Origin of the sequence: Pontibacter qinzhouensis (genome assembly GCF_008017455.1) — a bacterium.
GTDB classification, from domain to species: Bacteria; Bacteroidota; Bacteroidia; order Cytophagales; family Hymenobacteraceae; genus Pontibacter; species Pontibacter qinzhouensis.
Window position 1 is genome coordinate 43,836 of record NZ_VRTY01000019.1, and the last position, 26,519, is coordinate 70,354.

At 46.9% G+C, this 26,519-nt stretch carries 14 protein-coding genes; 7 read left to right on the forward strand and 7 right to left on the reverse strand.

The features are described from left to right. Window positions 1-23 precede the first annotated feature (23 nt). Together FVR03_RS06980 and FVR03_RS06985 are read left to right on the forward strand one after the other, a co-directional pair. Window positions 24-2,246, forward strand: a complete 2,223-nt coding sequence (locus FVR03_RS06980; protein ID WP_147921020.1) for a xanthine dehydrogenase family protein molybdopterin-binding subunit — start codon at window positions 24-26, stop codon at window positions 2,244-2,246. A 220-nt stretch (window positions 2,247-2,466) separates the two neighbouring features. Then, window positions 2,467-4,683 (forward strand): xanthine dehydrogenase family protein molybdopterin-binding subunit, encoded by a 2,217-nt coding sequence (locus FVR03_RS06985; RefSeq protein WP_147921021.1) that lies wholly within the window; start codon window positions 2,467-2,469, stop codon window positions 4,681-4,683. A gap of 484 nt (window positions 4,684-5,167) precedes the next feature. Here FVR03_RS06985 and FVR03_RS06990 read toward each other — a convergent pair whose 3' ends face one another. The 7 genes from FVR03_RS06990 to FVR03_RS07020 all read right to left on the reverse strand — a co-directional run bounded on the left by FVR03_RS06990 (window position 5,168) and on the right by FVR03_RS07020 (window position 15,426). Beyond that, a complete protein-coding gene (locus FVR03_RS06990; protein WP_147921022.1) occupies window positions 5,168-6,535 on the reverse strand; it encodes a Gfo/Idh/MocA family protein in 1,368 nt (455 codons plus the stop codon). 268 nt (window positions 6,536-6,803) lie between these two features. Continuing rightward, complete coding sequence (locus FVR03_RS06995; RefSeq protein WP_147921023.1) at window positions 6,804-7,814, reverse strand: Gfo/Idh/MocA family protein; 1,011 nt, start codon at window positions 7,812-7,814, stop codon at window positions 6,804-6,806. A 237-nt stretch (window positions 7,815-8,051) separates the two neighbouring features. Continuing rightward, window positions 8,052-9,404: an MFS transporter gene (locus tag FVR03_RS07000; protein WP_147921024.1), complete on the reverse strand. Its 1,353-nt coding sequence runs from the start codon at window positions 9,402-9,404 to the stop codon at window positions 8,052-8,054. A 244-nt stretch (window positions 9,405-9,648) separates the two neighbouring features. Then, entirely contained in the window at window positions 9,649-11,046 is a 1,398-nt protein-coding gene (gene uxaC, locus FVR03_RS07005) for a glucuronate isomerase (protein ID WP_147921025.1), read from the reverse strand. A gap of 75 nt (window positions 11,047-11,121) precedes the next feature. Beyond that, a complete protein-coding gene (locus FVR03_RS07010; RefSeq protein WP_147921026.1) occupies window positions 11,122-12,369 on the reverse strand; it encodes a tagaturonate epimerase family protein in 1,248 nt (415 codons plus the stop codon). Window positions 12,370-12,796: 427 nt separating this feature from the next. Further along, window positions 12,797-14,230 (reverse strand): tagaturonate reductase, encoded by a 1,434-nt coding sequence (locus FVR03_RS07015; protein WP_147921027.1) that lies wholly within the window; start codon window positions 14,228-14,230, stop codon window positions 12,797-12,799. Between the two features lie 104 nt (window positions 14,231-14,334). Then, window positions 14,335-15,426, reverse strand: coding sequence for a LacI family DNA-binding transcriptional regulator (locus FVR03_RS07020; RefSeq protein WP_147921028.1), 1,092 nt, complete (start codon window positions 15,424-15,426; stop codon window positions 14,335-14,337). A 1,116-nt stretch (window positions 15,427-16,542) separates the two neighbouring features. Here FVR03_RS07020 and FVR03_RS07025 point away from each other — a divergent pair. The 5 genes from FVR03_RS07025 (at window position 16,543) to FVR03_RS07045 (ending at window position 26,469) form a co-directional block, all read left to right on the forward strand. Further along, window positions 16,543-19,773, forward strand: coding sequence for a SusC/RagA family TonB-linked outer membrane protein (locus FVR03_RS07025; RefSeq protein WP_255474104.1), 3,231 nt, complete (start codon window positions 16,543-16,545; stop codon window positions 19,771-19,773). An 18-nt stretch (window positions 19,774-19,791) separates the two neighbouring features. Continuing rightward, on the forward strand, window positions 19,792-21,660 hold the full coding sequence (locus FVR03_RS07030; RefSeq protein ID WP_147921030.1) for a RagB/SusD family nutrient uptake outer membrane protein: 1,869 nt from the start codon (window positions 19,792-19,794) through the stop codon (window positions 21,658-21,660). 32 nt (window positions 21,661-21,692) lie between these two features. Then, window positions 21,693-23,336, forward strand: a complete 1,644-nt coding sequence (locus FVR03_RS07035; protein ID WP_147921031.1) for a DUF4957 domain-containing protein — start codon at window positions 21,693-21,695, stop codon at window positions 23,334-23,336. 308 nt (window positions 23,337-23,644) lie between these two features. Further along, entirely contained in the window at window positions 23,645-24,934 is a 1,290-nt protein-coding gene (locus FVR03_RS07040) for a DUF4861 domain-containing protein (RefSeq protein ID WP_147921032.1), read from the forward strand. A gap of 161 nt (window positions 24,935-25,095) precedes the next feature. Then, window positions 25,096-26,469 carry a pectate lyase family protein gene (locus tag FVR03_RS07045; protein ID WP_222707187.1) on the forward strand — a complete coding sequence of 458 codons (1,374 nt, stop codon included), beginning with the start codon at window positions 25,096-25,098 and terminating at the stop codon, window positions 26,467-26,469. The last annotated feature ends 50 nt before the right edge of the window (window positions 26,470-26,519 follow it).

Consider the following 26,519-nt stretch of genomic DNA (forward strand, 5'->3'; position numbering starts at 1 on the left):
AACACTTTCACTAAGCAGCAGCAATGACTTATTTCTTTGGAAATAAAACGCAAATCGGAGACTCCCTCGACCGGGTAGAAAGCCGGCAGAAGGTAACCGGAAGCGCCAGGTATGCAGCAGAGTATAATTTGCCCGGTGTTACCTTTGGTGTGCTGGTTACGAGCACCATCGCCAAAGGCCGCATCCGCCACCTCGATACCAAAGCAGCCGAAGCAGCACCAGGCGTGTTAGCCATTGTGTCGCATCTGAACGCTCCTAAAGTGCCCGGTTTCCAGGATCCTGTCGATAATGAAGGGTCGCGGGTACATGGGCAGGAATTCAGGTTGTTTCATGATGAGCGTATTTACCACAACTTTCAGCCGGTAGCACTAGCCATTGCCGATACATTTGAGCGAGCTACTTATGCCGCCTCTTTGGTGAAGGTAGAATATGAGCAGGAGCAACACCAAACCAACATCCATCAAAACAAAGGTAAGGCCATAAAACCGGCACGCGGCAATGACTATGCACGGGGCAAGGCAGATACATATAAAACAGCCGCTGTAAAAATAGAGCAGGAGTACCAAACGCCGATTCAGGTGCACGTGCCTATGGAGATGCATGCTGCCACGGCCGTTTGGGAAGGTGCAACTAAACTGACTGTTTACAACAAAACGCAGGCAACCAAAATATCGCAGCAGGAAATATGCAAAGCTTTTCAGCTTAAGCCGGAGGATGTGGAGGTGCATTCGCCTTTTGTAGGTGGCGCTTTCGGAAGCTCTTCGCGGGTGTGGCCGCAGGAGATGGCTGCCATACTAGGTTCTAAAGTGGTTGGCCGACCAGTTAAGGTCATGTTGAAGCGCGACCAGGTCTTTAACATGGTAGGGTACAGGCCGAAATCCCTGCAGAAGGTGGGTCTGGGAGCCACGGCAGATGGTACACTTACCGGCATCACACACGAGGCGATTAGTTTTACTTCTACCTACGAACAGTTTACGGAGCGACTGATAGACCCTACCAAATCGTTGTACCGGTGCCCCAACCTGAACACGCTCTACCGGCTGGTGCCGCTCGACTACAGTACCCCTTGCTGGACCCGTGGACCCGGCGAAACCAGCGGCTCCTTTGCGCTGGAATCTGCAATGGATGAACTGGCTTACGCTTTAAACATGGACCCGCTGGCCCTGCGCCTGAAAAATTTTGCCGAAAAAGATCCTTTTAACGACAAGCCCTGGTCGAGTAACTTTTTGCGGGAGTGCTACCAACTGGGTGCCGAGCGCTTCGGTTGGAGCAAACGCAATCCAAAGCCAGGTGCTATGCAGAAGAACGGCATGCTGGTAGGTATGGGTATGGCAGCAGGTATCTATAAATCGGAGCGCAGCAAAGCCGATGCCCGCGCCACCTTGCAGCCCGATGGCAAAGTGCTGGTGCAAAGTGCCGTGGCTGATGTAGGTCCCGGTTCTGCCACCATCTTTACCCAGATTGCTGCCGATACGCTTGGTGTAGATGCCAGCCAGATACAGTTTGAATGGGGAAACTCCACCTTGCCAGATGCTCCCGGGCAGTTTGGGTCGCATACCACAGCCTCTGTTGGTTCTGCTGTGTACGATGTATGTGTGGCACTGAAGCAGAAGGTAGCTGACATGGCCGTTAGCCAAAAAGGAACAACTTTATACCAGGCTGCAGCCCATGACCTGGTGTGGGAAGCAGATGCCATCTCTTTAAAAGGATCGGAAAAGAAAGTGCTTTATACGGACTTATTGAAGAACCAACAGCTACAGGCAGTGCAGGTAAACGTAGAGTCGAAGGGAGGGGAGGAGCAGGAAAAGCATTCGGGGAAATCGTTTTGCGCCAACTTTGTGGAGGTGGAGGTGCACCCGGTAACCGGCCAGGTGCGGGTAAGCAGGGTGGTGTCGGTAGTAGATGCAGGAACCATTATCAATCACAAAACAGCCGAAAGCCAGGTGTACGGGTCAGTGGTGTGGGGAATAGGTATTGCCCTGATGGAAGATGCCATTGTGGACCACCGGTACGGCCGGCACCTGAACAACGACCTCGCCGATTACCGCGTGCCCGTGAATGCCGATATACCGAATATAGATGTCATTTTTATCAACAAGAAAGATACCGTAATAGACCCAATGGGTGCCAAAGGTATAGGAGAAATTCCTTTAGTCGGATTTACGGCAGCCGTAGCCAATGCAGTGTTTCATGCCACTGGCAAACGCATCAGAGAACTTCCGATAGTACCTGATAAGCTGGTGTAGCAGCATAAATGGCAGGTGTTACTGTTGGCTTAAGGCTAACCTCTCGTGACAGACCCTTGACTGGTTTTGCTGGTTTCTTCTTCGGAAGGCCATTTTCATTAGAAGAATTAAGGAGAGCCCCAACAGCTATATGTTTGGTGCCCTAGCCTGTCAAGTGCCAGGATTAAAGTATAAAACAAATGGATCATTTCATCATCCATTCAATCACTCAATCAAAAGTATGAAGCAAGTAGGAGAGCCAATGAGCCGTGTAGACGGCCGATTAAAGGTAACCGGGGCAGCCAAATATTCTGCTGAAATTCAATTGCCGGACCTGGTGCATGCCGTGTTGGTGGAGAGTACTATTGCGAAAGGCCGCATAAAACATATCGATAGCAAACTGGCAGAACGTGCTCCAGGTGTGCTGGCGGTTCTCTCGCATGTAAACGCACCCAAAGTGCCCGGCTATGCCCAACGCGACCACCCCACGGAGCCATCAACACGTGGGCAGCCGCTGCGCGTGTTTTACGATGACAAAGTGTATTCTAACGGGCAACCAATTGCTATGGTCGTGGCCGACACCCTGGAACGCGCGCGGTATGCGGCAAAACTGGTGAAAGTGGAGTACACCAAAGAAGAGCACCAGACAAATTTCCATGCTAACGTGGAGAAGGCGGTGCTGCCTTCACAAGCGAAGAAAAACCCGAAATCGCCACTCGCTGATTATGTTCGGGGTACAGAAGATGCTTACAAAACAGCCGCCATCAAGCTCGAATCAGAATATGTAATGCCTAGCGAAACGCACAACCCCATGGAGTTGCAAGCCATTACGGCCCATTGGGAAGCAACCGATAAGCTGACGGTTTATGATAAAACGCAGGCGGTAAAAGGGACTCAGCGTGCTTTCGCGAACGAATGGAAGATTCCGGCAGAGAACGTGAAGGTGATCGCCAAGTTTGTAGGTGGCGCTTTCGGCAATGGGCTGCACACCTGGCCGCACGAAACAGCTGCCATTATTGCCGCCAAAAAAGTGAACAGGCCGGTAAAGCTGATGCTGACGCGGGAGCAGATGTTTACTATGGTAGGATATCGCCCTTACACCTGGCAAAAAGTAGGCATGAGCGCCACCCCCGACGGTAAATTAACAGCTATTACCCACGAAGCCATTGGGCAGACATCTTCTTACGAAGAATTTACCGAATCTACGTTGCAGCAGACCAAGATGATGTATGCCTGCCCCAACATTACCACCCGCTACCGCATTCTGCCGCTCGACGTGAGTACCCCGATCTGGATGCGCGGACCTGGCGAGGCAACCGGTGCCTTTGCGCTGGAGTCGGCGATGGACGAAATGGCGCACCAACTGAACCTCGACCCGATTGAGTTCAGGATGCGCAACCACACCGACACAGACCCGGATAAAAAGCTGCCCTGGTCAACCAAATACCTGAAAGAATGCATGCAACTGGGGGCCGAGCGAATCGGCTGGAAAAACAGAAGTCTGACACCGGGTGCTGTACGTGCCGGTGAATGGCAGGTGGGGTATGGCATGGGTGTAGGAACATTCGGAGCCAACCAGGGAGGTGCCGGAGCCAGAGCCAGGTTATTGCCAGACGGTACCATCATCATCCAAAGTGCCACCACCGACATCGGACCCGGAACAGGTACAGCCATGGTGCAGATTGCAGCCGATGCGCTTGGAATAACGCCCAACAGAATCAAATTTGAGCTTGGCGATTCTGCTTTTCCGAACTCGCCTTCGCAGGGAGGTTCTTCTACCATATCGAGTGTGGGATCTGCGGTAAAAGAAGTGTGCTTTACGCTAAAGCAAGAGCTGCAGAAGTTAGGTGGCGCTGCCTTTAGCGGTGCAAAAACTGAAAATGTGATGATAGGAGAGGAGGGGATTTCCCTACCGGGTAATGCTGCTGCTGTCTCTTTTGCAGACCTGCTGCAACAGCATCAACTGGAAAGCCTGGTTGTAACCGCAGAGGCAGAGCCTGGGAAAGAGCGCCGCCATTATTCGCTGTACTCTTTTTCGGTGCATTTTGTGGAGGTACAGGTGCACCCGGTAACTGGTGTAATACGCATCACCAAAATTGTGTCGTGTGCCGATGCCGGTACTATTATAAATGAGAAAACAGCCGCCAACCAGATGATAGGGGGAGCAGTAGGCGGCATCGGCATGGCTCTGATGGAAGCCGCTGTGATAGACCACCGCTATGGCCGCTACGTTACTAAAGACCTGGCAGAATACCATGTTCCGGTGCACGGCGACATTCCGAAAGCAGAAGTTATTTTTATAAACAAGCCAGATTTGATATCGAACCCACTGGGAACGAAGGGTATAGGAGAAATTGCGCTAATCGGTATGGCTCCGGCAGTAGCCAATGCCGTGTTTAACGCCACCGGCAAACGCATTCGGAACTTGCCTATTACACCAGATAAGCTGCTGATTTAGAGGTGAAAATGATTGTGAGTGAGTGAATGAATGAGAAAATAAGGTGTAGCCCTTGACTGATAATGGTCAGAAAACCTTTGGAAGGCCGTTTTCATTAGAAAAATTTATTCGTATTTCTTGGTTAGTGCTGTACCTGACCTGCCGCGAGCTTTCAGCTCGTGGTTTTAAATGAGGAGAGTTTTCATTTCGCGAGTGGCACACTTCAATTAAAACTGCAATCTTTTCTCCCTGCACTCTCCCCTGACAGTGCACTTTAGTATTGTCCGAAATAGACGTACAAGCTAGGGTTCTGTCGGGGGCCAGAACCGGGGAATGAGACTTCTAAATGCTCGCAAAAATTGAAACAGAGTGAGGCTTCCAACTCGCGGGAGTGAATTTGTTAAAGGGTACTACCGGTTCAACTATATTGTTTTCAATCAGGAAGAGTAGACACCGCTAAAAAAGTGAATACGCTTCCTGAATGAAAACCAAATATTTTGCTAACCTACGACAGCTTCACAAATTCACGCTTCGCTTGTGGTTTAATGCTGGTGAGGTCGCCTATTTTTACGGGTTTGCCGGTTTCACAGCTGTTGCGTGCTGCAATACCTACCAGAATAGACAGGGCACCGTCTCGAACACCTGCAGCCTGGTGCATGGGGTCTGATTTTACTCCCAGAAAAATGGCATCTGTCAGCAGTTTGTCGCCACCACCGTGGCCACCTTCGGCATGAGGCACTTTTATTATTTCTCTGCCTCCGAAGTTTCGTGTTAGCACAATCTCCTCATAATCTTTCTCCACTATCGGGTTACTTTCTTCTACCCAGCAGTCTATGCGGCCTTTGGTGCCGTTAAAGGCAATACGGTAGCCTTCGTATGGGGAGTAGGTGGTAAGGGAGTAGCTTACATCTACACCATTTTTATACTTAATGGTGGCCGCCATTTTATCATAAATATCGATGTCCTCTTTCCAGACACAGCCATCGCGCAGGTAGCCATCATGCTTTTCGTGGTCTACGTAGAGCTCCACCAACTGCTGCCGCTTAGTTATATCGAAATAGAAATCGCATTTGTCTTTGTGCGGGCAAGGGCGGCAGTTGGTATGCCGGAACGGATTGTTTTTACCGTAAAACTCCAGCGCGCCTGTGGCATACACTTCTTCCGGATCCGACTCGATCCACCAGTTCAGCAGGTCGAAATGGTGCGTGGCTTTGTGCACCCATAGGGTGCCGCCCTTCTCTTTGAGCCTGTGCCAGCGCCTGAAATAATCGGAGCCGTGGCGGGTGTCGAGGTACCAGTGGAAATCAACAGAAGTCAGGTCGCCTATTTCGCCGCTGTGCACCAGTTCGTATAATTTAGCGCGGTGCGGGGAGTAGCGGTAGTTAAAGGTAACGGTAACTTTTTTGCCGGTTTTCTTCTCCGTGTCCAGAATGGCCTGACATTTCTTTTCGTCGGTGGTCATGGGCTTTTCTGTAATAATGTTGGCACCCATTTCCATGCCTTTAATAATGAACTCGTGGTGCGTGTTGTCTACTGTCATCACCATCAGCGTGTCGGGCTTCACCTTTTTCATCATCTGCTCAAAATCGGTGAAGGTGGGGCACTTAAAGCCGGTTTTCTTTTTAAAGTACTCCAGGCGGCCAGGGTTTATATCGCAAAGGCCCACATACTCTACTCTTTCGCCATATTTTTCTTTTATCGATTTAGACCACATGCCCAGCGCCCTGCCACTGGTGCCTACAATGGCGATTCTCATTTTTTTGTCTGCCGCTGCGGCCACAGCCGAAAACGGATTAAGCATGACGGAGCCTGCAATAGCCGCTGTGGCCGACAGAAAGTTTCTTCTGGAAACGGCATGATCACTGTTATTCATAGGTCTTGTAAAGTTGAATGATGTATTCGATTTGTTAAACTGTTGTCCGGTTTTTTTCACCAGGCTTTGCGGTTGTAAACTAATAGCCTGTTTTATCCGCTAATTCAAGAATATGAACTAACGGTAGTTAAAATAGGGAATCCTGTTTAATAAACCATCCTGTACTTACCTGAATTTTTTGTTTATGGAGAAATTTATGGGTAAGAAAGAAGCAGGCTACAGTTGTTCGAGCTACAGCAGTAGTAGCCCTGCTTGTGCCGGTAATAAGCTATTCGTTTATTTCTTTTAGATTTACCCACCTATGCTCGCGCGCCGATCTGAAAATGGCTTCTATTACCAGCGTGTTCGCAAGCGAATCTTCTAGCGATACGGGTACCGGTTTGTTATCCCGAACAGCTTCTGTAAAGGCTGCTGCCATTAACCTGTATTGGTCGCACACATCAAATGTTATGGTCTTTACCTGTTTCTGAAGAATATCTCCTGCGTTAAGTTTTATTTCACAAGCTGTATCTTTTGGCGCATTAAACGGAATCAGGACTTCCAGTTGCTGGTTCTCTCCGAAAAAATGCATACGCTGGTAAGGCACCAGTTGGGTACTAACCGAAAAAGATACCTGCACCGATGGGAACTGCATGAGCACGCTGCTCAGTTTGTCGGTACCGAAGCCCGGGTCTGTCTCCAGGAGCGAAATAATTCTGAGAGGTTCTTCGCCGAGTACATAGCGGCAAATGGTAATAGGGTAGCAGCCTATATCCCAGATGGCGCCGCCTCCGTAGGCCGCTATGTTCCGGATATTGTCTGGTGTGATGTTAAAATAGCTAAAGCTCCCTTGAATTAACTTTATTTTGCCGAGCGTGCCCCGTTGCACCAGATCCCTGGTTTTTTGCCATTGCGGGTGCGACCTCACCATAAAGGCTTCGCCAACTTTTACCTGATGCTGGTCCCGGGCTGCTATAAGCGATTTTACCTCGTCGCTACTCAGGGCTATCGGTTTTTCGCAGAGTACATGTTTTCCGGCCTGTATACATTTTAAGGTGTATTGGGCGTGCAGGTGGTTCGGTAGCGGGTTGTAAATAATCTGGATCTCAGGGTCCGCAATCAGTTCTTCGTAAGAGCCATAAGCTTTCGGAATTCCAAACCGTTCTGCTACTACTTTGGCTTTGTCTAAGTTGCGGGAGGCTATGCCATGCACCTGGAAATCAGGATGGCCGGCCATGGCAGGTATTACTTTTTCGAGCGCAATTTTGGCTGCGCCTAATATGCCCCAATTCATTTTCATAGGTTAGCGGGATAGGGTTGTTGATTTAATTGAGAAGTTAAGTTAGTAATTTTTAGCCAGGGCAGCAGTTTTTCCTTTACTATGTGGCTACAGGAAGGTGACCCTTGGCAAAAAAATGATGGATTAGCTTCTGAAGGCAGTTTTCATTAGAAGAATTCAGTTGAGACAGGCTCATGCAAAAAAGAAGCGCTGCCGAAAATTAAGTCGGCAGCGCTTCTTTTTTGGCTTTTGAATGAATTACATTTTAAGCGGAGTCATTTTCGGAACAAGCGATTTCATGACAGACCAGGCAATAAGGTAGGCCACTGCACAAATGCAGAACACAATGGTATAGCCGGGCTCTTTGCTTCCCCAGGTAGTTTCGCTATAGTCGAACAGCATGCCGCTGCCTTTGTTGATCAGGAACGAGCCGATACCACCCGCCATACCACCGATACCCACAATGGTAGCTGTTGCTTTTTTAGGGAACATATCGCTTACAGTAGTGAAAATGTTGGCAGACCAGGCCTGGTGAGCAGAACCACCGATACCGATCAGCAACATAGCCCACCAGTAGCTGTACTGCCCTAAATACTGCGCGCCGATAATAACGAGCGGAAACAGCGCAATAATGAACATAGCTTTCATACGGCCGGCATAAGGCTCCATTCCTTTGTTGATGAAGTAGGTTGGGAAGGCACCACCACCAACCGAACCAATTACGGTAATAGTGTAAAGCAAGGCAATAGGCCACTGAATGTCAATGCCTTCCATGCCATACTGTGCTTTCAGGTAGGCAGGAGTCCAGAACAGGAAGAACCACCAAACACCGTCGGTCATAAACTTACCGAAGGCAAAAGACCAGGTTTGACGATATTTCAGGCATTGTATAAAAGAGAATTTTTGGCCGTCGTCTTCACTTTCCTGCTCAATGGGTTGCTCATTGGCAATATCATCGCTGTGAATGTACATGTACTCAGCAGCACTCAGGTTCTTGTTTTTAGAAGGAATTTCGTACATGATTAACCAGGCGATTAACCATACAAAACCAACGGCACCGATAATAATAAAGGCCCATTGCCAGCCCATGTGGTAGGCGATCCAGGGAACTACGATGGGAGCCAGAATAGCGCCTACGTTGGCACCTGAGTTAAAAATACCGGTTGCAAAAGCGCGTTCCTTTTTAGGGAAATACTCTGCTGTTGCCTTAATAGCAGCCGGAAAGTTACCTGCTTCCCCTATGGCCAATACGGTACGGCCAAGGGTAAAGCCAAAAATGCGGCCTGGTATAAAGGTGGCGAACGCATGCAGAATGGCTCCTATAGACCAAACGATAATGGACCAGGCGTATCCTTTTTTCGTTCCTAACCAATCTATAAAGCGACCAGCAAACAGCATGGAGGCAGCATACACAATAGAGAAAACACCAACAATGGTTCCGTAGTCACTATCAGTCCATCCGAATTCTTCTGCAAGCATAGGCTGCAGCAAGCTTAGTACCTGCCGGTCTAAGTAATTGATGGTGGTGGCAAAGAAGAGCAACGCGCAGATGGTCCACCGGTAATTGCCGACTTTTTGCGTGACGCTACTCGAAAGGGTAGGTTTTGTCATAAGGATAATGCGTTAAAATTTAAGTACTTTTAGTTAATGGGCTGCCCCTTTTGTTGGTTACTTACCGCTGTCGGCAAGGGTGTTTTATGACTAAAGTTGAGCTTACGTTCGTTCAAGTTAGGTAAAGGTTCACCAGTTTTGCAAGTGTCGTAAGAAAATTTGGTACTGGCCACCTGCTCTTTTGGCAGTAAGTAGCTCCTCCTGCCTAAGCACGGGTGCCGCAACAGGAGGAGCAGTGTAGAGTCTAGAATTTAAAGAAATTGTTGGCGTTGTTGTAGCAGATATCTTCCACCATCTGGCCCAGCCATTCCAGTTCGCTTTCAGGCAGTTCCCCGTTCTCTACATCGTTGCCGATCAGGTTACAAAGAATTCTTCTGAAATAGTCGTGGCGTGGGTAGGAGAGGAAGCTTCTGGAGTCGGTGAGCATACCTACAAAGCGGCTCAGGAGGCCCATGTTAGAGAGGGCGTTCATCTGCTTCTCCATACCGTCTTTCTGGTCGAGGAACCACCAGCCGGAGCCAAACTGAATTTTACCCGGTGTAGATCCATCGTTAAAGTTACCGATCATGGTCGCAAAAACTTCGTTCTGGGTTGGGTTCAGGTTGTAAAGTATGGTTTTAGCCAGTTGGTTGTTGTTATCCAGCTTGCCTAAAAACTTCGACAGTGGCTGCGCAATGTCGAAATCTCCGATAGAGTCGAAGCCAGTGTCGGGGCCAAGCTCGCGCATCATGCGTTTGTTGTTGTTACGCAGCGCGCCAAGGTGGAACTGTTGGGTCCAGCCTTTTTCGTGATCCATCAGGGCCAGGAACACCAGCATAGCCGATTTGAATTTCAGAAGTTCTTCGCCCGAAATTTCCTGCTTGCTCAGTATTTTGTCGAAGATGCTGTTTATTTCTTCGTCGGTGTAGTCAGCGGCATAGATTGTTTCCAGGCCATGATCCGATAAACGGCCACCTTGTTCATGGAAGAAATCATGCCGTTGTTTCAAGGCATCTTTCAGACCCTGGAAGTTGTTGATAGCAACACCGGATGCTTTCTCCAGTTTTTGCAGGTACTCTGCGTAACCGTCTGCTTCCGGAGCCATGGCTTTGTCGGCGCGGTAGGTAGGCAGCACTTTAATACCAAAGTCATCAGCCTTTATTTTTTGGTGGTGCTCCAGGCTGTCGGCAGGATCGTCGGTGGTGCAGATCACCTTTACGTTCATCTTTTTCAGGATGCCGCGAACGCTGAACTCGTCTGTCTGGAGCATGGCGGTGCAGGAATCGTAAATTTCGCGCGCTGTTTCAGGCTTCAGAATCTTCTCAACTCCGAAAGGTCTTTTCAGCTCCATGTGCGTCCAGTGGTAGAGTGGGTTGCGCATAGTGTAAGGCACTGTTTCGGCCCACTTCTCAAACTTGGCATAGTCATCGGCATCGCCGGTGCAGTACTTTTCATCAATGCCGTTGGTGCGCATGGCTCTCCACTTGTAGTGGTCGCCGTAAAGCCAAATCTCCGTCAGGTTTTTAAACTTGCGGTCGGAGGCGATATCTTCCGGGGGAAGGTGGCAGTGGTAATCGATGATCGGCATGTGTTTGGCATGCTCATGATATAGTTTTTGTGCCGTTTTGGTCTTGAGGATAAAATTCTCGTCTAAAAATGACATGGTGTTTTATAATAATGTATAACTAAATATAATACTTTAAATGAAGTGCTGGCCATGTTTTGGCAGCTACCCTGCTTACAGGAAAAGTGGCTTAATGTGGCGGTCAAAAATGTTTTCCGTTACGTGCTTGCCTACTTCCTCTTTGTTTGCCTTAAGGGCATCGGTAAAGGCTGCTCCTTTTTTACCTGCCAGTTTGTAAGAGCAATGGATAAGCTGCCTGAAATTGGGGTTATAGGCAGCGTTTTGCTGATCGTGGCGTACTGCCGCGGCATACTGTTCGCCAGACCAACCGGCTACTTCGGTTGCAGACGGCAATTCCTCTTTGTTAATAGAAAGCACCGTGGCATAAGGCTCTGTCAGTTCCTGGTAGTGCTCCAGGGCATCGGCGTAAATGCTTTTTGCCATTTGGAGGCCTTCTTCACTTGCGGTTGCCAGTGCTGCCAGTTCTTCGAGCCAGGTGGTACCGGCTGTTTTAACATGTATGCCCACGTCGTGTTTCTGAATAAGCTCCCTGATGGGCTTGTAAATCGAGAACTTGTCGGAGCCGCTGTGCACGCTCAGCTTAAGCGATTTCGGCAGCCCGAATTTTTCGATGGCATAGTTAATAACGAGTATGTCTTCTTCAAACTCCTTGGCAAACTGATTTACATCGCCTTCGTAATCTACGCCTTTGTAGAACTGGCCTGTAAATTTAGGAGCTATGGTTTGAACCGGTACGCCTTGCTTGGCCAGCATTTTAAGAATAAAGTAAAGTTCCACAGGGCTCTGCGGCTGGCTTACCTCATCCATAGACACCTCTGTAATAAAGGTATCGCCTCCTTTTTTGCTGGCGATGTACTCATAAATGTTTTTAGCCTCCCTGGTAGCATACAGGAACTGCGCTGCAACATTGCGCAGCAGGTTTTCATCTATAGAAAACGGTTGTGAGATACCCGGAATTGAGAATTCGCCCAGGTGATCTTTGTTTTCTTCCAGAAATGCCTCTGTTTCTTCGGCACTGGCCGGCTTGCCGATAAACTCTGCTACGTCTATGGTGAAAAAGTCGGAAACACTCAGAAACGGATCTACATTTTTCAGGTTAATGTGGTCGGCATCAACCAGGTAATCGCCTTGCCAGCCTAAGGCTTTGGTGGCGGCATCAGCTTCGGCACGTACATCGGCTGGTGACGAATTTACGGTAAGGTGCTCCCGGTTCGATTTGTTCCAGGTAGGTGTAATTTCAACGCCTGCTTCTTTTGCCTTAATAAAAGCCTGTAACTGGGCCTCGCCCTGGTGTGCAAAGCGATCGCCGATACCGAAGGAGTACTTTCCGATTGTTTTCATGGAGTTTTCTTGTTAAAGTTAAACGCGTAGTAGATGTGTGCTGTTAGTTGTAGATGATGTGGCTTTTATTATGGTATGCACCGAACTTAGCTGTTAAAATATAAGCTAAAGGCCACTAGTATGCATGAAAGTACTAAGTAACTATTTAATTCAGATTTCACAAACTTGCTGCATAGGCTTTTTCCTGCCATCAACCACAGGACAATTCGGTTTGCCTTCATTAAACTAATAACCGCTTTTGTATTGTGCCAGGAGTGCAACCTTCAATTATTCTAATGAAAATGGCCTTCCGACAGAATTTCCTGGAAAAATATCCAAGGGTGCTAAGCCCTATTGGAAGTGTATAGGCCGCTTAAAAAGCTAAAAGGTACCTGCCCCGTTTTAGGGTAGGTAAGTGCCGCAGGCAGGGCAGGTACATCTTTTCTATTTAAACTGATCCTAATTTTTCTGTTTGGGCAGTTTGCTGCAGTTGCTTCACTTCGGCTGCTACAGTTGCTGTTAGGCCTGCTACCTGGGTCAGGTCGGTTCCCCAGAAAGAGGTGTTAGCCAGTACGGCTTCAACAGTCTCTTCTGCAGATTCTTTTTCCCAGGCGCTCTTAAAGAAGTTCAGCACTTCTGGTGTGTCGTTTAGAGGCACTTGCTCGCCGTTCCACTCGCCTTTGTAGAACAAGATAAGGGCCGCAAGGGAGTGCAGGAGGCGCTGCGGCAGTTTACCGGTGCGATGGTGGAACTCCAGCACCGATGGCAGTACACGCACTTTGTATTTAGAAACAGAGTTAAGCGCAATAGAAAGCAACTCATGGCGGATAAACGGATTCTGGAAACGCTCAATCACATCGTTTGCGAACTGCTCCAGCTCTTCGGCAGGCAAATCTAAGGTAGGGACAATCTCCTCGAAAATGGCTTCTCTGATGAATTTTCCGGCTGTGGCATCTTCTACAGACTCTCGCACCGTACGCAAGCCTTGCAGGTAAGCAGCAGGCACTAGCACCGTGTGGGCACCGTTCAGGATTCTTACTTTGCGGGTGCGGTAAGGCGTCAGGTCAGATACGAACTTCACCTGCAGGCCTGCTTGCTCCGTCGGGAAGGCAGCTTCTACGGCGGCCGGAGCCTCTATTACCCACAGGTGGAAAGGCTCTGCTTTTACAACCAGGTTGTCTTCGTAGCCAATCTCCTCCTGAATTTCTTTGATGGTATCTCTTGGGAAACCTGGCACAATGCGGTCTACCAAGGTGTTGCAGAAAATGTTGCTTTCGTTAATCCAGGCTACAAATGTTTCTGGCAGGTTCCAGTGGCTGGCAAATTGCAGCACAGTCGTTTTAAGGTTCTCACCGTTTTTCTCGATCAGCTCGCAGGGTATCAGGTACAGGCCTTTGTCGGCGGCACCGTTAAAGTGCTGAAAGCGGTGGTAAAGCAGGGCCGTCAGTTTGCCAGGGAAGCTGCTTGGCAGAGTTTCCATGTCTTTGTCGGCTGCTTCAAAAGCAATACCGGCTTCGGTTGTGTTCGAAATCACGAACTGCAGCTCAGGGTTCTCGGCTCTTTGCAGGTAAGCCTGGTAATCGTCGTATGGGTTAATAGAATCAGCCACACAGGTAATCAGCCTGGTTTCCTGTGTCGGCTCGCCATTCTGAATACCTTCCAGCAGCAAATGGTAAAGTCCGTCTTGTTTGTTGAGCAGGTGCACAATGCCCTGTCCCAACGGCTGCACAATTTCAACAGCACCGTTAAAGTCTGTTTTCTCGTTCAGGATATCGATCATCCAGTCTACAAATCCGCGAAGGAAGTTGCCTTCACCAAATTGCAATACTTTAACTGGCCGTTGCTGCGGCTGGTTGGCTGATTCTCTGTTTAGTGGTTTCATAAAAGTAATCTGATTTCTGAAAGGTTGTGTTACTGTTGTTTGTTGATTTATAAACTAATTAAAGGGTGCTATATAAAAGAGCATCGGCAGCCCTGCACTAGTGTTTAGGCCGGCTCCTGGTTTGCTAATTTTACGTGCTCCGCCTGTCGTGCAGCCGGTGTGTCTGGCATTGGCTTGCGCATCGTCGATTTACGGATGATGAGTTCCGGCTTCAGAATTATTTTCTGCGACATATTGCGTTTCTCCTGTGTGCTGATCTGCTCAAAAAAGATCTCGGCTGTTATCTTGCCCATGGTTATGCTCAGCTGATCTACGGTAGTAAGCGGCGGGTCGGTAAAGGAAGTAAAAGGGTCGTTACTGAATCCTGCCAGCGCCACATCCTGGGGTATTCTGAAATTGTTCTCCTTCAGCACCTGCATGGCTCCCATGGCACCGTAATCGCTCGCCGAGAAAACGGCGTCGGGTAACTTGTCTAGTTTAAGGAGTTGCTCCATGCTATCACGCCCGTCTTCGAGTTGCAGGTTGCTTTTTATAACCAGTTCGTCAGCATACGGAATGCCATAGTCGCTCAACGCATCGAGGTAGCCCCGTAGGCGCTCTTTAAACACACTCACTTTTTTAGGGCTGGTGAAATGGGCAATGCGGGTACAGCCTTGCTGAATCAGGTGCTCTACTGCCTTATAAGCGCCCAGATAGTCGTCTATCACGATCTGGCTCACTTCCAGGGCATCAGTGGTACGGTCGAATAATACGAGCGGTACGCCCTTCTCCATTGCTTTTTTAAAGTGATCGAAGTTCTCGGTGTTCTTACCGATAGAGGCGATGATGCCATCCACCCTGGCGTTCAGTAAGGCATCTACCGTCTGCACCTCTTTCTCATAGTTGTCATAAGACTGGCAAATAATAACCTTGTAGTTGATTTTGTTGGCAATCTCTTCTATTCCTCTTACAACAGAGGAGAAGAATGCTCTATCTGCCGTAGGCACTATTATACCTATAATATGACTTTTGCCGTTCCGTAGAGCCGCCGCGATGTTGTTCGGCTGGTAATTCAGCTGTTTTGCAATCTTTAGCACAGCCTTTTTAGTAGCGTCAGAAATACGCGGGTTGTCGTTCAGTGCACGCGAGACGGTAGAGGCTGTTACATTCAGCTTTTCAGCGATATCATGAATAGTAACTTTTGGTTTGATTGTCATGTGAGGTAGAATAAGGAGCCTATGTAATTAATTCCAGAACAAACGGTTGTTTTTTAGATTTTTAAAATGTATATCTAAAGATAAGAACTGCAGCACAATAAATTATCCTGCGGGGTCCTGCTCTAGGAATTAATTCATACAGTTAAACTTTTGCCCACGAACACTCAAATCTTGCTTCCTGAGAAGAAACCTATTATCAGATTTCATGAAAAAGTAATTGCAGAAAGCAAGTTGCTTTCAGGCTTCGCTACCAGTTGGCTGGCGTAATGCCAATTCTGCAGTTACCCGTTATGCAACTCTTGCGTAATCGTTTGCGCAAAGTACAAAACTTTTTATTAAAATTAAATAGCATTTGTTAGGATACATGAAAATTATCTTCCGAAGTCCCATGATAGTTGCACTACCAACGCTCCTCTGTTGGCAATATTTAAATTATCATCTGCCCTTATAGATGCAAACATGTAGGCATTCGCTTGTAATTATCTGATGCTTCAGGAGTTGCAGGTCAGGACTCTGCCTAAGGATATAGGGTATTAATGTAATCTTAGTCTCAAATTTGCTCTCTCTTTACACTATAATAAGTGCTGTAAAGGAGGGGAAATTTAACGTGGGTTTATTTATATATCAAACTCATTTTCATGTATAAATAACATGAAATAGAAGAAAAAAAATGTTCAGCAATCGCTAACGAATGTTTGTGCAAAATAAAAAAAATGAGTAATTATGCAATCGGTTGCGCGTCGTTGTTATGATGTGTGTAGGAGACAGTGCTAAAACTCGGGAATAACAACTGCTATCTACTGCACCTGTGTTGCATCAGGTTTAGTTTGAAAACTTAACTTAATAACAGTGCCTTAGGCTGCTCTTTAAACCAGGTAATTTGTGCAATAGAATTTAATAGAAAGATATTATTAGTGGCCATATACCATAATAGGAAGAAAAGTCGGATGTTGAAGCTGATAACTGCTGCACTTCCCATAATAAGATGAAATAAATGTATGCTGCCTGCGCAAGTGTAGGAGTGTCCGGAAGAGGATATTTTATAAGTTAATTTTTTGCTAACCACAATTATATTTTATGCAATACACTTTACCTAATAAGATGAGGTATTTGTTCATGCTTCTCTTTGTATTTGCCGCCATTGGAGCGGCGCACGCTCAAAGCTTTTCCGTGAGCGGAAAGGTGATTGATGAAAGAGGGGATGGTTTGCCTGGTGTGACCGTTCTTTTAAAAGGTACTTCAACGGCGGTTCCTACAGACATTGATGGTAACTATTCCGTCTCTATTCCTAGCGGTACGGGTACCCTGGTTTTCTCTTTTGTGGGTTATGTGATGCAGGAGGTGGCCGTTAATAACCGCTCTACTATTAATGTAACGATGGGTTCTGATGCAAAAGCCCTTGAAGAAGTAGTGGTAGTAGGTTACCAGACGGTAACCAGAAGAGAATTAACCAGTTCCGTGTCATCAGTAGGTTCTAAGCAACTGCAGGATATTCCGGTAAGTACTGCCGGTGAAGCACTTGCCGGTCGCCTGGCCGGTGTGCAGGTAACAACAGCTGAAGGGCAGCCTGGTGCTGAGATCTCGATTCGGGTGCGTGGTGGTACCTCCATTTCAGGAGATAACTCTCCTTTATATATAGTAGATGGTATACAGGTAGAAAATGCGCTGTCGTTTCTTTCGCCACAGGAGATCCAATCGATCGACGTGTTAAAAGATGCTGCCTCAACTGCTATTTATGGTGCCCGAGGTGCCAATGGTGTTGTGGTAATTACCACCAAGGGCGGTAAGGAAATGCCAACCCAGATTACTTATAACGGATTTACCGGTGTAAGAAGCATTGTGAACAAGCTGGATGTTATGCGGCCTTATGATTTCGTTAACTACCAGTACCAAGTGTACAACCTGAACCAGAACCAGGAATCAAGTAATGGTTTCAGAGATCGCTATGGCCGTTGGGAAGACCTTGATATTTACCGCAACATGCCTTTCACTGACTGGCAGGAGGATGTGTTTGGTCGCGATGCCCGAAGTCAGACACATATTATAAGCCTTAGTGGTGGTTCCAAAGCCACCTCGTTTAACTTCAACCTGAATCATGTGGATGAAGAAGGTATCATGCTCAATTCAGGATTTGTACGTACACTTGCATCGTTTAAATTCGACCATAAGGTAAACGATAGAATGAGAACCGGCCTGACTACGCGTTACAGCCGCCAGAGAGTAGACGGTGTGGGTACATCCAGCTCAGGATCTCAAGGTACTAACCGCCTGCGCAACTCTGTTCGGTTCAGGCCATTTATGGCTCCGGGTATGGAGAACCAGGTAGATGAGTTTGATCCTGACTATTTCGCCCTTACGAACCTGACCAGCCCTGTATTGCTGGCAAACCAGGAACTACGGGAAGATAACCGTAACGACATAATCGTGAACGGCTGGTTTAGCTACGACCTTATTAAAAATCTGACCTTTAAAAGTGTATTTGGTATATCGGCTACAGACAGGGAGCAAAATACCTTTAATGGACCAGTAACTGCCATTGCCAGACAAAACAACGCACAGCCAGTAGTGCAGTTGAATGCAGGACAGCAGTTGTCGATCACAAACTCCAATGTGCTTACTTATAAGACAACTTTGGGCGATAATCATGGTATTAATTTTATGATAGGCGAGGAGACATGGCAACGAAGAACCAGTTCAAAAAACATCCAGACCAGATGGTTGCCTGTTGATATAACCGCCGAACAGGCATATGCAGGCATTCAAAGAGCAACTCCTCCCCCAGGTCTCATCCAGTCATCTCCTACCACCAACGAATATGAGGAAACACTGTTTTCTTTGTTTACAAGCCTTGGGTATAACTTCAAAGAAAAATACAGAGCTACATTTACAGTAAGAAGAGACGCTTCGTCCTTATTTGCCCCAGAAAACAGAGTAGGTGTGTTCCCTTCCGCCGCTTTTGCATGGCATATCGGCGATGAGAACTTTCTGTCCGGTACAAGAGACTGGCTGTCTGACCTGAAAGTTAGAGCAAGTATTGGTGCCGTAGGTAACAACAGAATTGGTAACGACCTCTGGAAGACGATGTTTATAGCCTCAACAAACGATGGCTATGCTTATACCGAGGCGATTGATCCGGGATTTGTTGCTGATTACCTGGCTAACCGAAATCTAAAATGGGAAACAACCTTGTCCAGAAACGTAGCCCTCGATTTCTCTATCTTCAATAACAAAATTAACGGTTCCGTAGACTTTTATCAAAATACCACAAGCGACCTACTTTTACTAGCTACTATTCCGCAGACCAGTGGCTACACCAGGCAACAGCAGAACGTTGGTAAAACAGAAAATAAAGGTATAGAAATTCAGTTAGATGGTATGGTGATAGATACAAAAGACTTTACCTGGAACGCTAACTTCAATATTGCCTTTAATAGAAATAAAGTAGTGAGCCTTGGCCTCGATAATAATGGTCAGCCACTGAACTCTTACTTAGTGGAGTCTGGCTGGATAAATGCCACTTATCAGGACTTTATGGTATCAGTAGGGCAGCCTGTAGGCTTGTTCTATGGTTACGAAACAGCTGGCTTCTATACTGTGGATGACTTTGTTTTGGACACCAACGGTCAATTTGTACGGTTAGCTAATGGCAACTTTGTATTAAAAGATGGTGTGCCAAACAGCCAGAACATTGCATTAGGTAACAGAGCACCAATGCCTGGCGACCTGAAACTTGCAAAATTATCTGATTCTGAAACGATGCTGATCGGGCCGGAAGACAGAAGAATATTAGGAAATGCGCAACCTAAATTTATAGGTGGTTTAAACCAGCAATTTGCCTATAAAAACTTCGACATGAGCTTGTTCATGAACTTCTCTTACGGCAACAAAGTGTATAATGCGAACAAAATTGAGTTTACAACACTCTACGAGCAACGCGATAATAACATGCTCTCCGTTATGAACAACAGATGGCAGTGGTATGATGGCAATGGCATGATGGTAACCGATCCGCAGCAGTTAGCCGCTATGAACGAGAACACGGAATACTGGACACCCGCCAGAGGCCACTACTTCCTGCATTCTTATGCTATAGAAGATGGTTCTTTCCTGCGTATCAGCAACCTGACACTTGGTTATTCTATTCCAGAGAGCCTGCTCAAGAGAGCAAAAGTGTTCTCAAAATTCAGAATATATGGTACAGTTAACAACTTGCTTACCTTAACCGGGTACTCTGGTTACGATCCGGAAGCAAGCACCCGTCGTAGCAACCCGCTTACGCCAGCTGTTGATTATGCAGCTTATCCGCGTAGCCGATACATACTTGGTGGTGTTAACGTGACATTCTAATTTCAAAATCAACAAGTAATGAAAAATAAGTATATAAAAACACTGCTTTTTTCTGCAGCTATCGGATCAGTTTTTGCTCTTTCTTCCTGCGAGGATTACCTGGATGTTGAGAACCCTTCTACATTGTCTCAGGATGTGGTTTTTTCTAGCATCTCTTATACAAGTTCCGCATTAACTGGTGTTTATAACCAGCTTCCTGGCGACAATGGCTATGGTAGCCGTGTTTCTACTCTATACCCTAATGCTGCTGACGACTTCAGGGTTGGCGGCGACCATAACCCCCAGACAAGAACCGGTATTGCACACTATGGGGCCAGCGCGAACAACACCGAGTTGAATCTGCCTTTTTTGCAGATGTACACTGGTATTGAAAGAGCCAATATCTGTATTAAATATATCCCGGAGTCGGCCCTTTATACAAATGGTAGTGCTGCCGAGCAGGCTACTATGCGTAAATTCCTTGGCGAAGCTCTTACCCTCCGCGCTCAGTTTTACCACGAGCTAATTCGTAACTGGGGTGATGTACCAGCACAGTTTGAGCCGTCTTCCTTGATGGCCGACCTGTACATCGAAAAAACTAACCAGGATGAGATTTATGATAAACTATTGGAAGACCTTGCTGTTGCTGCTGACCTGGTGCCGTGGCGAGGAGAGTCGAATGACCCAACTACCCGTGTTACAAAAGCCGCTGTAAAAGCACTTCGCGCCAGAATTGCCCTGGCTCGTGGTGGCTACGCTCTCCGCAGAGACAGCCGAGTAATGGAGCGTCGTGCCAACTACAGAGAATATTACGAAATTGCCCGTAACGAGACACGCGACATCATTCAAAGTGGGCAGCATGGCCTGAACCCTGTGTATGAAAATGTTTTCAGATCGCTGCATGGCTCTAGCCGTATGGATCCTAATTATGAACTTATTTGGGAAGTAGGTGCCTTTGGTGGTAATGCTCGTACCGATACAAAATTAGGTTATGCTAACGGCCCCAGAATTGATGCCGCCAACACCACCTACGGGCAGGCAAACGGCCTGATTGAATCTGTGCCAATATATTTCTACGCTTTTGACTCTATTGCTGACTCTAGAAGAGATGTTACACTAGCTTATCTTTCCGTAAATGCTACAAACCAGAAACTGCTGACGACACCTATGCTGATGCGTGAAGGTAAATTCAGAAAATACTGGACTTCTATTGCAGGAACTAACCAGACATTAGGTATTAACTGGCCCATTATTCGCTATGCAGATGTGTTACTTATGTTTGCAGAAGCTGAGAACGAACTGAATGGCGGACCAACAGCCGATGCCATTGCAGCTTTTGAAGCCGTTAGAAGAAGAGCCTACACCGGTTACGAAAACAGTATGGGCACTACACCAACTGGGCAGGAGGCATTTTTTAACGCCCTTGTAAACGAAAGATACCTGGAGTTTGGCGGTGAGGGCTTACGCAAATATGACCTGTACCGCTGGAACCTGATTCCTAAAATGATAGCCGATACAAAAGCAAAGTTACGTGCCATGATGAATGGAGAAGGGCGATATGTTAATGTGCCGCAGTACGTGTTCTTTAAACCAAATGCCCTAAGAGGCGCTGGTGTAACGGCGCGCGAGGAGGCAAACAGCTTCGAACTACTGGCTGGTTTTAATGCTGATGGAACTCCAATGGTAGGTTCAGTTAGCCAGGTAATGTACCAGGCTAATACAACAACTACTGCACCTGAAGGCTATACCCGCATTAACTGGAGAGCCTCCATCACTGAAGATCATATTACAGGTTCTGCGAGAGGTTTTGCCAGCCAGTTCCAGCAAAACAAGTCTGAGCTGTTCCCGATCTTTACTGGCGTATTGAACCAGAACTACCGGTTAACACAGGATTACGGCCATCAATAAGATCTTTTTAATCAAGAAATAAAAACATAGTTATGCCTACACATTTAAATAAAATATATCGGACCTTACTTCCTGTTATTTTTCTGGGAGTTTTGGCAATTGCCTGTAAGCGAGATGATGATGAGCTTGAACCAATGAGGCTGTTTACGCCTACCACTATAAACTCGGTAGCTGGCGAAACGCAGGTAAGGCTCTTCTGGAACGCTTCTCTTTATACCACGGCAAACGATGGCGTTACCTATACTGTAGAAGTTGCCGCTGACACGCTGTTCAGTTCTCCAGTTGTTTTATCTTTGGTAACAGATACATCTGGGGTTGTGTTTAAAGACACACAGTTAGATATAAAGAAGAAGTATTTCGCCCGTATTAAGGCAAATGCGACCGCCACCAGGCCCGAATCTAAATGGATTACCAGTAATGGCTTCAGCATTAGAGGCGAACAGCTTTTTCTGGTACCTGCTAGCTCAGAGGTAAGAGACAGAACAGCCATATTAAGATGGCGTCCATCCACTGGCCTGAGCAGAATTATGCTGGGTGCAGTAAACGGAACAGGAACAGAAATAATGTTAACGGAAGAAAATATTGCCAATAACTTTATTCAGCTAACCGGTTTAACTCCAAGCACAAAATATGTTGCTGAGATCTTTGCAGGTACACAGAGCAAAGGCACGATTACTTTCGAAACAATTGCACCAAGTATCTACACCACGTTGTTGAACGCAGGCGGTGATCTTGCAGCAGCCATTGAAGCTGCAAGTAATGGCGATCTGATAGGTCTGGAGCCAGGAACGTATGATTTATCAGCAGGTAGGACCTTTATAACCGGTAAAACCATCACCATACAATCGGTTTCCGGTAACCCGGCTGATACGAAAGTGAACTTTAAGGAGATAACGCTTAAAGGTTCTGGTGCTGGTGTTAAACTACAAGGTATCGATTTTGACGGTGGCCCGGGTGCTGCCGACTACTTCCTGAACCTGACAGGGCTTAACGCTGATGGTGAAGCGGCAACATTTTCTTCCATCACGTTAGAAAATTGTATTGTAAGAAACACTGTAAATTGTTTTTTAAGAGGCAATAGAGGTGGTAACAATGCACATAAAATCGACTTTATCAAGCTCAACAATTGCCTTATGTACAATAACGGCGATTCGTATACTTACCTGACCATGGACAAAATGGAGTTCAACCGCTTAGATGTTACCAATTCGACCTTCTACAATGTTGGCCGTGCATTTATTGGTTGGGCCACAAACATTACGGGACAGCCAAAACCAACTGTTCTGATTGACCAGTGTACATTCAACAACTTTGGATCCAGCGCCAGAAACCAGATTTTGTTTGATGCCAATGCTAACCCTGTTGATTTTACCATGCAGAACTCTATTATTGCCAACACGCCTAAGCCAGGGCAATCAATTGGGAATAACCTGCTGAGAGCAATTGGGCCGGGTTCGGTGCTGGAGTTTAAAAACAACAATTACTTTAAAATGACCAATGGTGCTTCGCCTGCTGTTGATTTGATAATTCCGGAAGCCTTTACCCAGACTAACAACAAAACCATTGACTTGGGCTGGACGGCAACTACCTCAGACTTTACGCTTCCGACTTCATCTGAGCTTAGAACAGCCGGTACTACAGGTGGCGCAATAGGCGACCCACGCTGGACAAGATAATTTTTTTACATAAAAAAAGTGTGGCCGCTTTGGCCACACTTTTTCATTTTACAAAGAACCACGCACCTAAATTGTATTATCATCGAGGTATCGGAATGATTGTTGCAGCCTTATGGAAAGCCAAATTTAACTTAAAGAGTTATGGCAATTAGCTAAAAGCAACTGCTCCCTATAGGAAGTTAATTCGATTGTACCCTTGACCCCAAAACACCTATTTAAGCTTTGGAAGGCCTTTTTTATTTAAATAATTTAGCCGAAGCTTAACTTACTTAATTCTGATTTACATCTTATCCCTAATTCCCCACACTATGACCCCAAAATATAAGTCTGGTTTTAAAGTGCAACTGCTGCTGCTGTTGGCGTTATTTACACTACAAGCTACCGCTCAAAACCTGACGAAAGAATTTCCGAAATCATTTACTGTAACAGTTACGAACCCGCTTCAAGAAGAGCGGCAGGATGTAATGGTTTTTCTGAAAGCCGATGAGCTAAAGAAAACGGCATTAGCTTTCAATCCGAAAGCATTTGTGGTGCTTGACGGGAAAACTGAAATAGCCAGCCAGTACAACAGCCGCAAAGACGATCATGAGGGGCTGGTGGTAGTATTAGATAAACTGGAGGCCGGTAAATCGAAGAAACTGACGGTGCGGTACAACGAGAAAGGTGAGAAACCACGAACTTATACCAAACGAACACAAGCGGAGCTATCGCACAAAGTAGGTGGAGAGTTTCAGAACCGTAAGTATATAAACGGGGAGGAGTTCGTGAACGTTGACTCGCTGCGTGTGCCGGATGAAGTAACCGACCACTCGTTTTTTATCCGTTACGAGGGACCGGGATGGGAATCGGACAAAGTAGGTTACCGGTTTTACCTGGATTGGCGCAACGGCACCGATGTATTTGGCAAAACAACAAAAGACATGGTGCTGCAGAACGTGGGCCAGGATGGCTACGACTCTTACCACCACCTGCAGGACTGGGGCCTGGATGTACTGAAAGTAGGCAAATCGTTGGGCGTGGGCACACTGGCCATGTTCGATGCCGGCAAAGCAAACCGCGTAGAGAAAACAGACAGCATGATCAGCGTAATCCGTGAAAATGGAAATCTGTACTCTTCTATTGTAACCGATTATTATGGCTGGAAAGTAGCCGGCCATGTGCTGGATGTGAACTCCAGGCTGAACATACATGCTGGCAGCAGACTAACGCAACACCTGGTAAGCCTGAAAGGTGGTATTCCGCAAAATCTTAGTACCGGTGTAATTAAAGACAAGAAAGCAAAACTTTATACAAACAAAGGAAGCCAGGGGCAATGGGGCTATATTGCCAGCTACGGCAAGCAAAGCCTGAATGGTGCTGGCGATAATTTAGGAATTGCCGTCATTTTCCGTCCGCAGGATTTTCAGGAGTTTACCGAAGACGAAAACAGCCACATCGTTAAACTGACACCAGCAGGAGGCAAACTCGAATACTATTTCCTGGCAGCCTGGGAACTCGAGCCAGAAGGCATTACAACAGAAGAAGAATTCCTGAAGTACCTCGACAAAACAACACGAGAATTAGCCAGCCCTGTACAGGTTAAAATAGCAAAGCGATAATACATCACCTTCACCTAACATAGCCTAAAACTTTCAACTTGCCTTGTCCGGCTAAATTATTATAATGAAAATGCCCTTCCGAAGAAAATCTGTTGATTTTTAGTCAAGGGGTGAGCCAGCTTTTGGGAGTAAGGAAGAGGGTGACAGGATATAAAATACATATGAATAAACAATTTAAGAAGGCCATACTTTTCAGTTTGCTGTTTCAGGCAGTAGGCCTTATAAGCTGTGCACAACAACCTGCTAAAGCCACCATACAGGCGGCTACTGAGGAACCAGTAGCGTTTCCGGGCGCAGAGGGCTTTGGTAAAAATACGACAGGTGGTCGTGGTGGGCAGGTAGTTACAGTTACAAACCTCAACGACGATGGCCCAGGCAGTTTACGGGAGGCAATCCGGAAAAAAGGACCGCGTATTATCGTGTTCGGCGTATCTGGTACCATAGCCCTGGCCTCACCGCTCGACATAAATAACCCGGACGTTACCATAGCCGGGCAATCGGCCCCCGGAGACGGTATTTGCCTGAAAAACTACCCGGTTAACATTAAAGCCGACAATGTTATTATGCGGTATCTGCGGTTCAGGCTTGGCGACGAAACCGAACAGGAAGCCGATGCACTTGGTGCCAACAAAGGCATGAACAATATTATAATTGACCATTGCTCCATGAGCTGGGCCACCGACGAATGTGGTTCTTTTTACCGGAACAAGAATTTTACACTGCAGTGGTGCATCCTTTCCGAAAGCCTGAACCAATCGGTGCACGCGAAAGGCGACCATGGCTACGGAGGCATTTGGGGTGGCGAAGGAGCAACCTTTCATCATAACCTGATTGCCTCACATACCAGCCGTACCCCTCGTTTCAGCGGATCAAAAACAACACCTAACTCACCAGATGAATTAGTTGATTTCAGAAACAACGTTATTTATAACTGGGGTGCCAACAGTGTGTACGGAGGCGAAAAAGGGCGCTACAACATGGTTAATAACTATTTTAAGCCTGGCCCGGCAACTACTTCCTCTAAAAAAGACCGCATTGTTGAAATTTGGCGTCCTTATGGCCAGTTTTATGTTGCAGGTAATTATGTAGAAGGGGCTGCTGCCATCTCAGCAAACAATTGGGCTGGTGGTGTGCAGGGCGAAAACCCTGATTCTGCCAGAGTGGCTGCCCCACACAAAGTAGTACCGATTCGGGAACAAGATGCAGCCAATGCCTATGAACTGGTGCTGCAACAGGCAGGAGCAAGCTACAGGCGCGATGCCGTAGATACCCGTGTTATAGCTTTTGTTAGAGCCAATAACCCGGCAGGAGGTCAGAAAAAGAACGGCATCATAGATTCGCAGAACGATGTTGGCGGTTGGCCGGAGTTGAAGTCTGCGCCGGCACCAGCAGATGCAGACAAAGATGGTATTCCGGATGAGTGGGAGAAAAAGCACAAGTTAAACCCTAACAATGCTGCCGATGCCGCCCAAAATACGCTACACAAGCACTACACCAACATAGAGGTTTACTTAAACAGCCTGGTAAAAGGGTAATAGCCTTTGCAGGTTATCTACTTTATCAAATAAAAGTTTAGTAGTAGTTG